General features: G+C 56.7%; 14 protein-coding genes and 1 pseudogene. 2 read left to right on the top strand and 13 right to left on the bottom strand.

All coding sequences use genetic code 11. The annotated features are described in order from the left end of the window. Positions 1-154: 154 nt before the first annotated feature. From Q668_RS11940 to Q668_RS11885, 12 genes are all read right to left on the bottom strand, one after another. The gene (locus Q668_RS11940) at positions 155-1,948 is read right to left on the bottom strand and encodes a hypothetical protein (RefSeq protein ID WP_022989839.1); all 1,794 of its coding nucleotides are present in this window, start codon (positions 1,946-1,948) and stop codon (positions 155-157) included. Beyond that, entirely contained in the window at positions 1,941-2,210 is a 270-nt protein-coding gene (locus Q668_RS11935; protein ID WP_022989838.1) for a hypothetical protein, read from the bottom strand. Before Q668_RS11935 ends, Q668_RS11940 begins: the two co-directional genes overlap by 8 nt. Next, the gene (locus tag Q668_RS11930; protein ID WP_022989837.1) at positions 2,207-2,917 is read right to left on the bottom strand and encodes a tetratricopeptide repeat protein; all 711 of its coding nucleotides are present in this window, start codon (positions 2,915-2,917) and stop codon (positions 2,207-2,209) included. Before Q668_RS11930 ends, Q668_RS11935 begins: the two co-directional genes overlap by 4 nt. Positions 2,918-2,957: 40 nt before the next feature. Further along, positions 2,958-3,830: a type II secretion system F family protein gene (locus tag Q668_RS11925; RefSeq protein ID WP_022989836.1), complete on the bottom strand. Its 873-nt coding sequence runs from the start codon at positions 3,828-3,830 to the stop codon at positions 2,958-2,960. After that, positions 3,823-4,740 carry a type II secretion system F family protein gene (locus Q668_RS11920; RefSeq protein WP_022989835.1) on the bottom strand — a complete coding sequence of 306 codons (918 nt, stop codon included), beginning with the start codon at positions 4,738-4,740 and terminating at the stop codon, positions 3,823-3,825. Before Q668_RS11920 ends, Q668_RS11925 begins: the two co-directional genes overlap by 8 nt. After that, positions 4,737-5,930, bottom strand: a complete 1,194-nt coding sequence (locus Q668_RS11915) for a CpaF family protein (protein WP_022989834.1) — start codon at positions 5,928-5,930, stop codon at positions 4,737-4,739. The genes Q668_RS11920 and Q668_RS11915 overlap by 4 nt, the downstream gene beginning before the upstream one ends. A 3-nt stretch (positions 5,931-5,933) precedes the next feature. Further along, entirely contained in the window at positions 5,934-7,124 is a 1,191-nt protein-coding gene (locus tag Q668_RS11910; RefSeq protein WP_022989833.1) for an AAA family ATPase, read from the bottom strand. 13 nt (positions 7,125-7,137) lie between these two features. Next, positions 7,138-8,316 carry a type II and III secretion system protein family protein gene (locus tag Q668_RS11905; RefSeq protein WP_022989832.1) on the bottom strand — a complete coding sequence of 393 codons (1,179 nt, stop codon included), beginning with the start codon at positions 8,314-8,316 and terminating at the stop codon, positions 7,138-7,140. Then, positions 8,306-9,250, bottom strand: a complete 945-nt coding sequence (gene cpaB / locus Q668_RS16630; protein ID WP_081697598.1) for a Flp pilus assembly protein CpaB — start codon at positions 9,248-9,250, stop codon at positions 8,306-8,308. Before cpaB ends, Q668_RS11905 begins: the two co-directional genes overlap by 11 nt. 56 nt (positions 9,251-9,306) lie before the next feature. Then, positions 9,307-9,792 carry a TadE/TadG family type IV pilus assembly protein gene (locus Q668_RS16625; protein ID WP_022989830.1) on the bottom strand — a complete coding sequence of 162 codons (486 nt, stop codon included), beginning with the start codon at positions 9,790-9,792 and terminating at the stop codon, positions 9,307-9,309. 55 nt (positions 9,793-9,847) lie between these two features. Further along, a complete protein-coding gene (locus Q668_RS11890) occupies positions 9,848-10,072 on the bottom strand; it encodes a Flp family type IVb pilin (RefSeq protein WP_022989829.1) in 225 nt (74 codons plus the stop codon). Between the two features lie 269 nt (positions 10,073-10,341). Further along, on the bottom strand, positions 10,342-11,703 hold the full coding sequence (locus tag Q668_RS11885) for a hypothetical protein (protein WP_022989828.1): 1,362 nt from the start codon (positions 11,701-11,703) through the stop codon (positions 10,342-10,344). Positions 11,704-11,836: 133 nt separating this feature from the next. On the opposite strand from Q668_RS11885, the gene Q668_RS11880 reads away from it, so the two are divergent. Then, a complete protein-coding gene (locus Q668_RS11880) occupies positions 11,837-12,454 on the top strand; it encodes a hypothetical protein (protein ID WP_022989827.1) in 618 nt (205 codons plus the stop codon). Here Q668_RS11880 and Q668_RS16620 read toward each other — a convergent pair. Beyond that, positions 12,433-13,956, bottom strand: a complete 1,524-nt coding sequence (locus Q668_RS16620; protein WP_161628527.1) for a GGDEF domain-containing protein — start codon at positions 13,954-13,956, stop codon at positions 12,433-12,435. The genes Q668_RS11880 and Q668_RS16620 overlap by 22 nt on opposite strands. A 238-nt stretch (positions 13,957-14,194) precedes the next feature. Between Q668_RS16620 and Q668_RS17115 the strand changes: the two are divergent. Further along, positions 14,195-14,375 (top strand): annotated as a pseudogene (locus Q668_RS17115) (hypothetical protein); the annotation flags it as partial.

Raw genomic sequence — 14,375 nt, 5'->3', positions numbered from 1 at the left:
ACCATTGGCAACCAAACTAATTTGCGCACTGCGCCCTGCCCTATTTTCGGTTTAGTAAAAGCTGACGATGCCGGCTTTCGTAATATGTTGATGATTTCGAGCCCACGAGGATACTCGCTCCTACTCATGGTGTGCAATGCAAGCGCTTGTGGCTTTACATTTCTACATTCTCTATGAGTTGATTACCTAACTGATCCGCTCCAACCACAGCCACGTTAAGGCCTGATAAATCCACACCGAGGAGCATCAACAACGGAGAAATAATTCCTTGCAGCACGACCGTGGTAACGATATTCAACAACGTTTCAATAACCGGCTTCAATAGGTCAATCACCGGATTCAAAATACTCAAAAGACTCGTTTCCCCGCAATCCAAAGCCAAGTTATCCAATTGCACATCCAACCCTTTAACCCAAGTCGGCCCGCTACTCTCTAACACACGACTACAGTCGCCATCTGGACAACGAAGAGGGTAGCCTTGAACGTATCGCTCATCTTCAACAACGGGGAGTTTTGCTCCAAGGTCCGCATCCACACAAACGTTCAACAAAGGCTGCTCAGCAATACTAAGCTTTAGTATGGTCGCATGAATTGGCTCTCGCACAAGATCCCCAACAGCTGATAACGTACCGGTTTCAACATTTGCAACTGCAGGCTTCGCGTAAACCGCCAAATCGACTTCATTGGAGCCACCTCGGGCGCACTGGGCTCCAGTAAACTCAGCCGACCCTCCACCCACTTGAACAACTAGCGGTATGCGGATGTCATTTAACGTCTCTGCTTTAACTATATTCAACGTCAAAGCACTGATGAGATCCCCTATGTATCCGATGGACAGCTCGAGATCTACTAAGGCTTCGAGAGAAATGTCCGTCGCCGAAACTTCAGTCAGCCATTCATTGTTCTTACCTTGACGAGCAGGCCCAATTACTACCGGAGCCGGATTATCAATACCTAGCCTTAGCTGGATATCAATACTCCCAAGCAAGGAGTTATTAAGCAGTGTTTCTAACACTGGTGACTCTGACGGATCAACAGATAAATTAATCAGTCCCTGGCCATCATCAGAAAGCGCCTTTGCACTATTCAACACGACGCTTACAATAAAGTCATATAATGGGAATTCTGCGTTCTTGGCAGCATCAGCGTCTCCCGCAACCGCCAAAACCGCCCCCGTATCAAGCCCGGAGAGACCCCCGCTTTCCGCTAACTCACTAACCAACGTTCCTACAGGGGTAGTCACTCCACCAACCAAATCTACGGTCGCATCTAGCACGTCTACCAGTGGAGCATTCAGCAGAGCTGTAACATCCGCCAAGCCTAACAACGTCAACAGATCCCCAACTCCCAAAAGAGTTGACTCAAGGCTTTGAAGACTTGTCGGATCAAGTGAATAGTTACTCTGACCGAGGACTGCACCCAGCAGGTTACCAAGCAGCCCCCCCTCAAGGTTTAGCGTCGATGCACTCGCGCTCAGGGCAGCATAGAGCTCCTTGCGGGACCCAGCGTTAACAGACAACTCTACTGGTGGAAACAACCATTCTGGCAACAACCATGACAATCGCTCCTGGCGCTTATAACGAACAACCGCTGCGTTTGTTTTATCAATGTCACTCTGGGGAGTAAAACTCAACGTACTTGAGCCATCACCAGCAGGCTCAAATACGCCTGCAAAAACTTCCAGCTCTTCGGCATTACCGTTAAAGCCTACCTGCCTAGCTGCAACAAGCGCTCTAGCTTTCATCAAGCCGATATCTGCATTCATGCTACAAGCTTGAGCCTCATCTGCAGCAGCCGTAGCCGCCGCATTCACCACACGCTGCATGTCTGCCTTCACCGAATACAGGCGGGCAGCGTCCATGGCCAGCACGGCGACTACGGCCAGTGCCACCATCAAAAACGGGGTCAGGAAAACCAGCACCCCGGATTGACGACGGATCTTATTCACTGGTGGTCTCGCCAATCTTGTCCCGGATTGGCTGTTCGAAAGACTTCGCCAGCCGCTCCTGGGTTTTGATATAAATAGTGGAGCTCAGCTCACCACCACGGGCAGGCCGCTGCGCCTGTTCGTCCATGGCTTTACGCGCCTCTGTCCGGTCATCCTGGTCAAAGCTTACGCCCGCCAGCCCAAGATCATTATCCGGCGGGTTTGCCAGCGCGGACGTGGCAGCCAGCGCCAGTGCGCCAGCCAGGCAGGTCATGCGGATCATCGTGAACCTCCTGCAAAGCGTTTGGAGAATTCCTTACCGGCGGCAAGCAGCTGGTCACTCAACCCCAGGTCCTGCTGCAACCGGGCCAGGGAGCTGTTTCCGCCCTGAAGGTAATAAGCCGCCACCATATTGCGGCCGGTGGTCTCGCTGCCGCCAGACAACTCGTAGGCCGTGCGTAGTTCGAACGCTGCCTGGCCATAGAAACCGGTCTGCATCAGCACCACGCCAAAATCGTTGCGGATATCGGAGGAGGCCGGCGCCTTGGCCTTGGCGGTACCCAGTGCGGTCAGGGACTCTTCCAGCTTGTTGCCCTTTACATACACCACTCCAAGGCCATGATAGGCCTGTGCACTGTCACAGCTTTCGGCAATCTGCTGGTAAACCTCTTCGGAATAATCCAGCTGCTCCACTTTGGCAAGCAGCTGGGCCCAGCGCAGCCAGTGGTGCTGGGTCTGGAAGGGCAGCTCTTCCAGCCTTGCCAATGCCGCGTAGTTTCTGGACCGCTCCATCATGGAATCGATCGCTTCCAATTCCACCCGGTGCTCCGGCGTCATGTTGGTCTTGCAGCTCACATGGAGCAGCACTCCCTGATCCCGGTCTGCCCTGTCAGCGGAACCGTCTGTCTCAGGTGTCATGGCGCAGCCAGACACCAGGGTCGCGGCAAAAACCGCCATCGCTGGTAACCGGGCAACTTTCTTGAACTTCATCTATGGCTCCTTTCCGGAAAGCTTGGTGATCACTCGTCGATTACCGCTGCAGCGCATCCATAATGGAAAGCACTGCCGGCCCGCCAATCAATATGAACAGTGACGGCAACATAAATACCATCATGATGATGGTCATCCTGGCCCCCACACGGTTGGTTTCTTCTTTCAGTTTGCTGCGTTCTTCGTGGTGGGCCTCGGCAATAATCTGTTCAAGGGCGCTGGACACCCCAGCCCCCAGGCTACCGGCCTGCTTCAGAATGGTTACATAGTTACGCAGCACAGTGAGGTTGCGGTTGTGGCCCAACTCATCCAGCGCCCGGGTTCGGTCTGCGCCGCTTTCCATCACTCGATTAAATCGGTCAATACGGCGCACCAGTAATGGCATCAGGTCCCGGGCCTGGTGGGCAATCAGCTTCAGGGTCCGCTCCGGGCTGAGGCCCGCCTGCATCAGCATGCGGGTCATCTGGCACAGCTCGATGGCTTCACGGTTCTGCTGCTTTTCCGCCGTGCGGCCAGCCGCACGAATCAGCTGCCGTGAAATATAAAAGGCCAGCACAAACGCAATCAGTAAGGTCAGCAAGTCGCTGGTGATATAGCCAATCACCCCCACCACAACCGGAACCACCCAGCACATCAACACATAATGGCCCCGGGCCTGTAGCGGTGTTTTCCCTGTGGCATCCAGTGCCGGCTCCAGCTCTCGGAAATCCCCGGCAAACAGCGGTTTCTCTACCAGCCAGTACAGAAAACCTGCCAGCGGGGAATCCTCGCGGGCATCATCTGCCGACAGATGCCGGCGCTGTAACCGAGCCGTCACCCGCGCTCGCATGGCCCAGGCAGGCGCCCAGACCAGGGCATACAGCACAGACGCCATGGCAAACACGATAGCCGCCGCAAACCAAAGGTTATCCACGGCCCACCCCCCGGATAAGGTTCCAGATCAACAGGGTGCCCAGTACCTGCAGCACACCGGCGGTTATCATCATGGTGTGGCCGGTACTGGTGTGCAGCAGCGCCTCCGAGAACTCTTCGTTCATCAAAACGATGTAAGCCCCCATAGCAGGCGGCAAGATGGCGAAGACCACGGCCGTGAAACGGGTTTCTGACGTTGCTGCCATAAACTCCCGGCGCAGTTCCTGCCGTGCACGAATGGCCTTGGAGACTTCCTGAAGAACCGGGCGAACCGACGAGCCGAAACGGGCAGACGTGCGCAGGGCAATGGCAATCTGGGTAAACGGAGGAACACTGTACAACTCGGCGAAGTCGTCAAAGATGCGGGTGTAGTCCCGGCCCTGGCTGACCGCGCCCCGCAAGCGGAAGCTCAGGGGCTGGAATACATCGGAGGCATCGGCAAAGGCTACCAGAAGGCTCTGTTCCACCGAGCGACCGGCCACTAAAGAACGAAGTACCGCATCCACAATGCCCGGCAGCTCTTCGAAGATCTGCCGGCGAAGGCGCTCGAACTTCACCCGCCACAGGGTAACGCCAATCAGCACAACGGCCACCAGGGCCACCAGGGCTTCAATGGGCCCACGGTAGACATAAACACCGATCAGGGAACCAAAGAAAAGTACCGCAACCACAACCACTTTGGTTACCGACATGCGGATACCGGCGCGAATCAGCAGCTGCTCCAGCGGCCCGATGTCGATACCGGCTTTCTTTTGGTCTTCTGTGACAATCTGCGGATAGAGCCGGTTCTTACTGAGCTTTTTCAGGTTGCTGTCATGGCGGACCTGGCCGATCACCAGCTGCAGCAGCATAACCACAACCGCGAGGGCGCCAAAGAACAGCGCTGCCAGCCAGATCACCTGAACACTCACAGCTGGGCTCCCGCCATTTCCTGGGCATCCAGCTCCTTGGCCCGGTACAGGGTTTCCATCTGGTACGGATCATCGCGGGTCGGCGTCATGGCGACGACTTCACTCACCAGGCGCCGGCCATTTGGCAGGCGCGCAAGCTGCACAATCACATCCAGCGACGAACCGATAAGCCGGCCAATGGCCCGCTCGCCGGCATCATAGCCATTCACCGCCAGCAGGGTTTCAATCCGGATCAGCGCGTCTTTCGAGGAGTTGGCGTGAATGGTACTCATGGAGCCTTCATGCCCGGTATTCATGGCCTGAAGCAGCTCGATAATTTCGCCGGAACGCACCTCGCCCACGATGACCCTGTCTGGCCGCATACGCAGGGCGTTGACTACCAGATCCCGGGCGGCCACTTTACCGGTTCCTTCCGCGTTTGCGGGCCGAGTTTCCAGACGGACAATATGGGGGTGGTTAAGCTGCAGCTCTGCCGAGTCCTCAATGGTCACAATCCGTTCATCCTTGGGGATGAACTGGCTGAGCAGGTTCAGAATGGTGGTTTTACCAGTACCGGTACCACCACTGACCAGAAGGTTGCGGCGATTCTGGACAATCCCGGTAAGCAGCTCCAGGCATTCCCGGGTCATGGAACCCAGGTTGACCAGGTCGCTGGCAGTGAGGTGTTTCTGGGTAAACTTCCGGATGGAAATAGACGGGCCATCCAGGGCAATAGGCGGAATAATCGCATTCACCCGGGAGCCGTCCGGCAAGCGGGCATCCACCATCGGGCTGCTTTCATCCAGGCGCCGGCCCAGCGGGGCCAGAACCCGGCGGATAATGCGCATGACGTGGTCGTCGTCGATGAAGCGGGTCTGGGCTTTTTGCAGTACCCCGGCCACTTCCACGAAGATGCTGTTGGGCCCGTTCACCAGGATGTCGTTCACCTGCGGGTCATCCAGCAGCGGTTCCAGCGGGCCAAAACCGACGATCTCATCCAGGGTTTCCCGGGCCAGCATGGACTGATCTGCGGTAGCCAGAGGAATTCGCTGGCTTGCTACGTACTGGCCCACATTGGCCTGCACAAAGTGCTCCAGCTGGGCTTTTTCAGCCAGCTCTACTTCGATGCCCTCTTCTTCCAGCCGCTCGATCAGATGACTGTGCACCTGCTTTTTCAGCTGCTGGTACTCTTCATCGATACGAGTAGCCACGGTTTACTCCTTGCCCGCCGCACGTTTTTTGAAGAAGCCGAGAGCACCGGCACCAGACGACTGCTCGCTGTACTGTCGCTTCGCAAACTCGGCAAGGCCTTTCTGGTAGGACGAGCGCCGCAGCAAGGCCGACAAGGGTACGCCAGCGTTGATGGTGTCCAGCCGGTTGAGCCAGTCCAGGGGCAGCTTCAGGCTTGCCTGGGTGCCCATCCGTTTTTCCATATCGGCCAGCGCCAGCGTGGCTTTCTTGTCGAAGCCGTCGATCACCACGTTGGTCTGGCAATTACTGCCCAGCAACTGGGTTGTGCCCGCCAGCATGGTCTCCACGTACTGCACATGCTCAACCATGGGATTGGCCACAATCATCAGCCGTGAAAGGTCAGCCCCGAGAATTTTCAGCCAATCTGCAGACTGGTGTTCCACTACCCGGATAATCAGGTGATCAAACAACTCAGCCAGCCGGGAGATCGCAATGAACAGGTCCGCTGCCGTGTCACCGGAGAGCTGGTCCGCCATAATCTGGCCAGACAACAGCCGGAGCCCCGGCCTGCATTCTTCCAGTGCGGTATTAACGAAGGATTCGTCAATGGAATCCGTGCGGTTGACCAGATCGTTCAGCGACAACCGGCTGAGGCTGTCGAAGTAGAAAGCGTGATTCTCTGTGGCCATGGTGTCTACCGCCAGCACCCGCTGCTCCGGATACAGGTCGTTCAACTCGCTCGCCAGGTTCTGGGCAAAGAAACGGGTATCCACCACCGAAGACGCACCAACCACCAGGGTAATGCTTCGGCGTTTTTGCTCACCGTTTTGCTGGCGCTCGGCGGCCGCCTCATTGACCAGGCTCTGGACCCGCTCCCTCGCCCGGTCTGAATCCACGGCGGTGATCAGGCAATCCCGGGCACCTGCCCTCATTACCTGTAGCAGCGCGTCCTGGGAAATATGCCGGGCAACCCCAACCAGGGTAACCCCCGGGTTGGACTGGTGCAGGGCCGAAAACAGCTTTACCGCTTTTTCCGGGTCATCCTCGCTGATGGCCACCAGGGCCAGTTTGGCACCGCTTGCCGAAGCCAGCCGGCTTACCCGGGAAAGGTCAGAGGCGGAAACAAATTCCAGGCTCCATTCATCTTCCATGACACGCTCAAGCCAGACACGCACTCCGACATCTTCAACAACGCAAATCAGGGTTTCACTCATGGTGTCGGGCTCCTTACCAGCTCAGGCCATGTTCCAGAGGTTCGGTTCCTTCTCTGGGGTTGATGACCATATCGCCCCACTCCGTGCTGCTGTACTCGTACTTCTTGCCAAAATTCTTCGCCGATTCCGGAAGCTCCCGCACGGCGCTGACCAGCCTGGGGGTAACCACCATGATGAGCTCGCGCTCTTCGTTGGAAATGCGGTCAGAGCGGAACAGTGCGCCCAGAATCGGGATGTTACCCAGCCCCGGCAGACGGTCGCTGTTGTTGAAGGTGCTGCGGCTAACCAGGCCACTGATGATAAAACTCTCACCCGGGGCCATGGACACCATGGTTTCTGTTCTGCGAACCCGAAGCCCGGGAACAGACACTCCGCCGGAGGATACGCCGGAGGTGAAATCAAGGTCGCTTACTTCCGGCGCGACTTTCAGGATGATCTGGTTTTCGTCTACCACGGTGGGCGTCAAAGACAAGCTAACACCGAATTCCTTGTATTCGATTTCCACCTCGCCGTTATCACCGGAGATAGGCACCGGGAACTCACCGCCAGACAGGAAGGTTGCGTTCTGGCCGCTCAGGCTGACCAGCGATGGCTCGGCCAGGGTGTAGGCGAAACCGCCGGATTCCAGGGCGTTGATGACCGTCAGTGAACTGGGGCCAAAGCTGAAAAGGTTAAAGCCCTCAGATCCCAGCCCGGGAGCGGTTCCGGGGACGCCACCAGGGCTGGTGAACCCGCCACCATTGGGAGACAGGCCAAACGCATTCTCCCCACCGTTAAGTAGTTTGGAGTAATGAAAGCCAAGGGTATTCAGTTCCTGGCGGTTCACTTCCACTACCCGGATGTCTGTTTGCACCTGCATCGGCACCGGCTGACGCTTGCCCGCCATGGCAGACACCGCGTAGTCCGTCACCCGAGGGGTGTCATCACCCTTTAGCCATACACGGACCGTTGTTTCACCCGCTGCCTTCGCGGTTACCAACACCTCTCTTTCGGCACTGGCCTGAACGGACGCCACATCCGGGCTGGACACAGCGACTTTCTCCAGTTCTTTTGCAAACACCAGCACATGCTGTTGTCCGGGGCTGAGCGCAATCGGGGCTTCGTCCCGGGCATGGGCGGTGAAAGACAGCAACCCCGCCAGCATCAGACAAGCCAGCCCCCGAAGGGCCATTTTCGTTTTATCAGCGAACATAGACTGTCCTTGTGTCGGAACCTTCAAAGATCTGGACCTTCAGCCCGTTGTCTTTCTCTTTCTGCTTTTCCTGACGCCGGGCTTTTTCCTCCGCTTCTTTCTTGGCCTTTGCTTCCGGAGAAAGAGGGCGAATGTCGGCCAGGAAGATGGCTTCCGGCTCTTGCGGTTTCTGATCAGTCTGGGCGATCACTTCGGTTTCGCCGTCACCCTCCACAGGCTCCGCCATGGATACTCCGCGCCGGGTGGCAACAAAACGCAGGTTTGCCTCCGCAGAGGCTAGGGCGAGGCGGTTCACTTCGGCTTCCGGCACTGCCAGCACCATGGTGCTGTTACGCCGACGGTCATCGTCATCAGCACCACCGGACGGATCGGTTGTTCCACGCATGGCCAGCACTTCGACTTCCCGCAGCAACACGGTGCTCAGGGCACTGTCTGCGGAGTTACCTTTGAAGGTAGCCACCACATCAACCAGATCACCAGGGCGCAACAGGCCACCGATGCCAGACAAGGGGTTCAGATCGAAGGCCACGGCACGGATGCCTTCCGGCAGCTCGCGCTGCAGAATGCTGGCGTCTTCCATGGCGTAATCGGTCAGCGGGGCACCCGCTTTGAGGGGATTGGGGATAGCTTCGCCGAAGGTCGCTGAGTCTTTAGCGAGGGCGCCCGGCAGCTCAACCGTGGTGGTTACTTCAGAGAACAACTCCGGCTTCAGCTCGGTGCCGGCTTCGATATCCTCTTTAGCGAACAGGTAGGTGAATGTCGGCTTTTCCGGCTCCTTCTCGCCGGCCGGCTCAGACCGGGCAACCTGACCGGTTGCCGATGATGAGGTAGCTGCAGGCTGATCGTTGTATCTGACCAACCCCACAACCGCCAGAATGATCGCCACCAGAGCCAGCAGCAGGGCTGGCAGGGTGGACACGAGCCTTGTCCTCATAATCGTTGGTCCTGTCCTTGTTATTTCGGGAGCCAAAGCTCCCTGTTATTGGATTATTAAAATGTTACCGCCGCCTTTGCAGACAGAGTGGCTGGTTGCGGAGGGAAGTTGCCCAAGAAGCTCAGGTTGAGCTGGGGCAGGAATGAAGCCTTATCCTTCATGGGAGCTGCAGTGAGACTGCACTCCAACATTACGACCTTTACAGGATCCCCCCCGACCTCCTGGGTGTCACACGCTGCATCGTTCACCGAGAGACGACCAACCAAAGGCACAACCGCTCTGCGTAGCGCCTCATCCGCATGAGCTCGAACTTTCTGCCCAAAATCCTGGTAATGTTCGGGCTCCAAATCACGGCGATCTAAATAGTACACAGAGGTAACTGCAGCGTCTGCAGCCCTCTGCAGCTCTACTTTGGAGAAAAACAACATGCCGTATACAAGGCCTGCGTAAAGCAGTCCCACAAGTAAGGGAAAAACCAAGATAAACTCGAGTGCCACCACGCCGCTTTGCCGACTATTAAAAACACAGCCTATCCCAAACATGACGCGTCACCTTTCAAGCAGCCCCCGGGCTAAAAGCCTACCAAATCATTTGCCGTCATTCAAAGGGTAGGGTATCGGTGGCGGTCTTGGTAGCTTCTGTAAAGAGAGCCGTAAACGCATCCCTAACTGTATTGCCCAGTTGGTTATCACTGGTGAGGATCGCTAACACAGCAACAATCACCGCAGCCAACATAATGTATTCCAGCGACGAAGCCCCCTTCTGCTGCTTCTTAGGCGTAGCATTCTTAATCCGAGCAACTGCTGCTTTATCGAGTTTCATAACTGATCACCTCTGACTTACTGTTGTTGATTGAACTTCAAACCACTAAGCGACAAATTCGCCGCTTAACATCGATCAAGTTATCCAATGTTGACCTGTATCATCTTTATACCCTGATGATATCTACTTATTACAAGTTGTACAGCTCCAAGGGTGCAAAATCTTGTAAAAAAAGTGATCCTTTCTTCATCTATTGTCGTAAGGGGCCAAGCCAGCAACACGACTGACACACGCCGTTACACAAACCTGCATCTTCTAACTTTTGAAACTCAAGGGTTCCACCGCCCGTCACGCCAGAATTCCCTGGAATCGAGCCCCCTGGCTTTCAGCTCGTCTTCCACACACTGCCGCAACTGGGCATAAATCGGCTGACCCCGACGCTTCTGTTCGGCATAAATGGTGGCCAGGCGGCGGGCGAAGAAGGGGCTCGAGTGCTGGTCGGCGGCAAATTCGTAGCTCATCACCCGGGAGGCGCCAAACATCGGGCCCAGCTGGCTGGTGCGGAAGGCGGGATCGTCCTGCTGAATAGTTTGCAGGATGCTTTCGCCACTGGGTGGTGCAGGAATAATGTGGCGGATGTCGTCCGGGTAACGGAATAGGTAGCGAACCAGCAGGGCGGATGGTGCGTCGATGCGCTGTCGGGCGCGCTGGCGGAAACGGTAAAACGCTTTCACCTGCAGCCCCAGCGCCCAGAAAGCTTCAGCACTGGTCAGCCCGAAGCTTTCCCGGAAGATACTGAACAGACTGTCTTCACACCCGAGGATCGGCTGCGTAGCGCGGTCGTAGTTCTGGAGATCTGCCGGCTCTACGTTCTTCCGGTTGGTCCAGTTACCTTTGAGCATCACCTTGTTCGGGTCCAGGTCCCGTGACAACGCCTCGTCGCGAAGTACCGTCAGGTAGCATTCGTTAAACCAGGTGCGCCATTGGCTGAGCAGCTCGGCACTGAATTCCTCGAAAACCACATCCGGCATCCAGTCGGTCAGGGAGTCCCTGGCTCTCAGCAGCTGCCAACCGGCATCGTGCTTCAGGCTTTGCAAGACATAGTCCGGCACGTTCTTGGCGGCCTGCTGTACTTTTGTCAGGCACAGCTCCCGGAACATTTCCCCCAGCCGGCCAACAATCAACAACTGCAAACGGACAACCGGCAAGCTGGTGGATTCCGCCTCGGCCAGCATTTTGTAGGACGACACGTAGGAGCGGCCAAACAGCGGCGCGTACCCCTGCTTGCCGGCCATCTTGCCATTGCTGCCCGTGCCTGGCATCAGCGGAGAAATCAGTTCGAACATCTCGGCATTACCCGGGCGCATGGTCAGCGGCGCGTATTCCGGGCGTTTCAGAAGAAGGCGAACCAGGATGGCCTGGTTGGGGCGAATCGTCGCGGCGGCCGCATCATCCTGCTCGTCATCCGGTTCCGGCGTTTCAGCAGCGCCAGCGGGGGCACCGGCCTTTTTCAGGCGGCCCAGGCGGTTTACCGGCACGTTCAGCAACATGGCAAGGTCAAGGTCCCGGACTTCCCCATCACCAACTACACTTTCGAGAACCAGTTTAAGGTTCATCAGCGTATTACCACTGATCGGTGCCGAGGGGTGGGTCAGCTCATTCCGGGATTGCCGGCTTCTGGATTGCTGCATGCACAGTACCTGTATGGTATAGGGTATGTTTTTCTGAAAATGTGTACGATGTTAACATAACCAATTATTGAGTCTGGCAATTTTGCCGTAGCGCCGCATGGGGCGCACTGAACTGTCACAAGGATTCACTAACGTGTCTGTTATCGGGGCCAAAACGTTCTTCTTTTTTGAGGGTGATTCCCAGCCCGACACACATATTATTTGCAGGCCAGACTACTTCCAGCATGACGGCTTCCGGCTGCCCACCAAGGGCGTTACCCTGCTGTACGGCCACAAAGGCCCAGGCAGCCTGATTGGCGCTGCAGTCCGCCAGAGTGCCAGCTCTGGTGCCGGAGTCTGCTTTGCCGACGTCAAAATCGATATCGGCGAGTGGGATGCCAACAAACAGAAGCTGGATAATTTTGGCCACTGCCGGTTCCTGAACCTGCCCCAGCGGGCTAACCGGGAAGTGCTGGATGATATAAACCAGCACTGGAATCGCTGGCTGGATGAAGAAGGCGCCCCCAACGAAGACTTCCCACGCAAAGCCTCCAACCGGATGGACCTGTTGGACAAGCTGGTTGCCCTGCCGCCCTACAACGAGCTGAATGCCATCGCCTACGATGTGCAAACCCGCTTTGGTGCTGCGAAGTTCCTTACCGTGTTCAATATGGACGCCATTCGTACCGACGAAACCACCGTGATTCCGCCTGGCACAAAAGTCAGCTTCAAGGCGCCGGCAACCGAACATCAAGACGCAGCCTCCCTGTAACCTGAGCCGGTGTGCGCCACCACCCGGTTGCGCCCGGCTTCCTTGGCGGCGTACAAGGCTTCATCCGCTTTTTTAACCAGGGTTTCCGGCGTGTCGCCCAGCTGGTAGCCCGCAACGCCCAGGCTAACGGTAACCACCGGCACCGGGCTGTAGATGCAGTCTTCCACTTTCTTGCGAATGTTTTCAGCCACCAGCATGGCATCTTCCAGGCGGGTTTCCGGAAGCAATAACAGAAACTCTTCACCACCCCAGCGGCCAACTACATCCGCCCCACGAACGGTCTGTCGAACCCTGTTTGCCAGCGACCGGAGCACTTCATCCCCCATGTCGTGGCCCCAGGTATCGTTGATGCGTTTGAACAGGTCGATATCAAACATTGCCAGCGCAAGCGGCTTTTTGTAACGCTGGGCATGGGCAATGGCCTGGCGCATGGCCTCTTCCGTTTTCCCCCGGCTGTACAGGCCGGTGAGATGATCAAACAGGGCCTGCCGCTCCAGGCTTTGCACCCGCGCCTGCACTTCCCTCGCGGCGTGATGGCGCTCCAGCGTGGCGGCAGCCAGGTGAATGGCCAGCGGAACCCGCCCGGATAACCGGTCAATCACCCCCGGCCTGTTACCGTATACATCTAATGTGCCCAGCAACTGGCCGTTGAGCCCACATACCGGCCAGGATGCCCAGAAAGTTACGCCCGCTGCCATCATTTTTGCTGCCAGGGCTCTTGGCACCGAATCGTTCGGTTTGCGCAGGTCTTGCAAAACCGGCCGGTCCAGTATTGCGGCAGTGGCATGCACTCCGTGGCCGTAACCGGCTGCGGCTGTTTTAAGGGGGTCGGTCAGGGCATCCGGCAAATCCCTGCGGGTTGTGAGCTCCAGGCTATCGGTTTCCGGACGGTAAATGCTCACCGACAAGCTAACAGGCTGGCTGGTGGTTTTGGCAAGGGCAGACAAGATAGAGTTCAGGGCCAGCGGCAGGCTGGGCTGGGTGAGCGTGGCGCCAATCAGCTGATAAAACTTCTGAAAGGCGGTGTCATCACCGGTTTCTGACATCACGCCAGACACGAATACCAGCAACTGATCGCCCCGTGTGCAGGCCAGCGGCAGCGAGGTCACGTTGATGGCAAGCCGCCGGGTACGCCCCACATCATCCACCAGTTCAACCTGGTCGATAAAGCTCACCGATTGGCGGTGGCGGAGGCTCAGTTGCTCCTTCAACTCGCGAAAACTCAGGTTCTCGCCGTCGTTATCGGCAAGCTGTCGCTCTATGAAGGTTTCCGGCCGGTAAACTCCCAGGCCCGCCAGCCATTCACGGGCACCGGGGCTGATGCTGAGCACACGGGCCTTCGCGGTATCCAGCAGAATAACCGGCAACATCAACTCGCCGACAAACCAGCTTTGGGTGGAATGGGGGGCTCTCCCCTCACCATCCAGGCCCAGTCTTTCGCCAAGAAGCCTATTGAACCTACGCCGGTAGCGGGTTACTTCCCGGTACTGAAAAATAACCAATAAAAACAATCCAGCAATAACCAACCATGAAATGATCATGCTAGCGTTTACTGTGTGCAGGCTACTGTTCATAGCGCCCTCCCTGGCCACCAGATCAACTCCGGGCGCTACCGGATGCCCCTGGTGGCAGACAATCACCGGGCAACGCCGAAAAATAATATCGGATATACAGTGCTATACTTAGCATCACAAATCGAAAACGACAAGCAACGTCAGTAAACAACAAGGAGTTTCAGCTATGCCAACCTTGAGGACTGCAGTGATTGCCGCAGCGTTAACCCTGCCCTCGCTGGCTCTGGCCTCTCAGGACTTTCCCGTGAAATACAGCAGCCTGGGGCTTGAAGCCAGCTATGTAGATTCAGGGAACTCCGAGAACAAATCCGGCGCAGTGGATGATTTGTGCGTATTCCAGACCAAGG

Origin of the sequence: Marinobacter sp. ES-1, from assembly GCF_000475255.1 — a bacterium.
GTDB lineage: Bacteria > Pseudomonadota > Gammaproteobacteria > Pseudomonadales > Oleiphilaceae > Marinobacter > Marinobacter vinifirmus.
The sequence above is the reverse complement of the archived record's forward strand: the minus strand, read 5'-3'. Positions and strand labels throughout refer to the sequence as shown.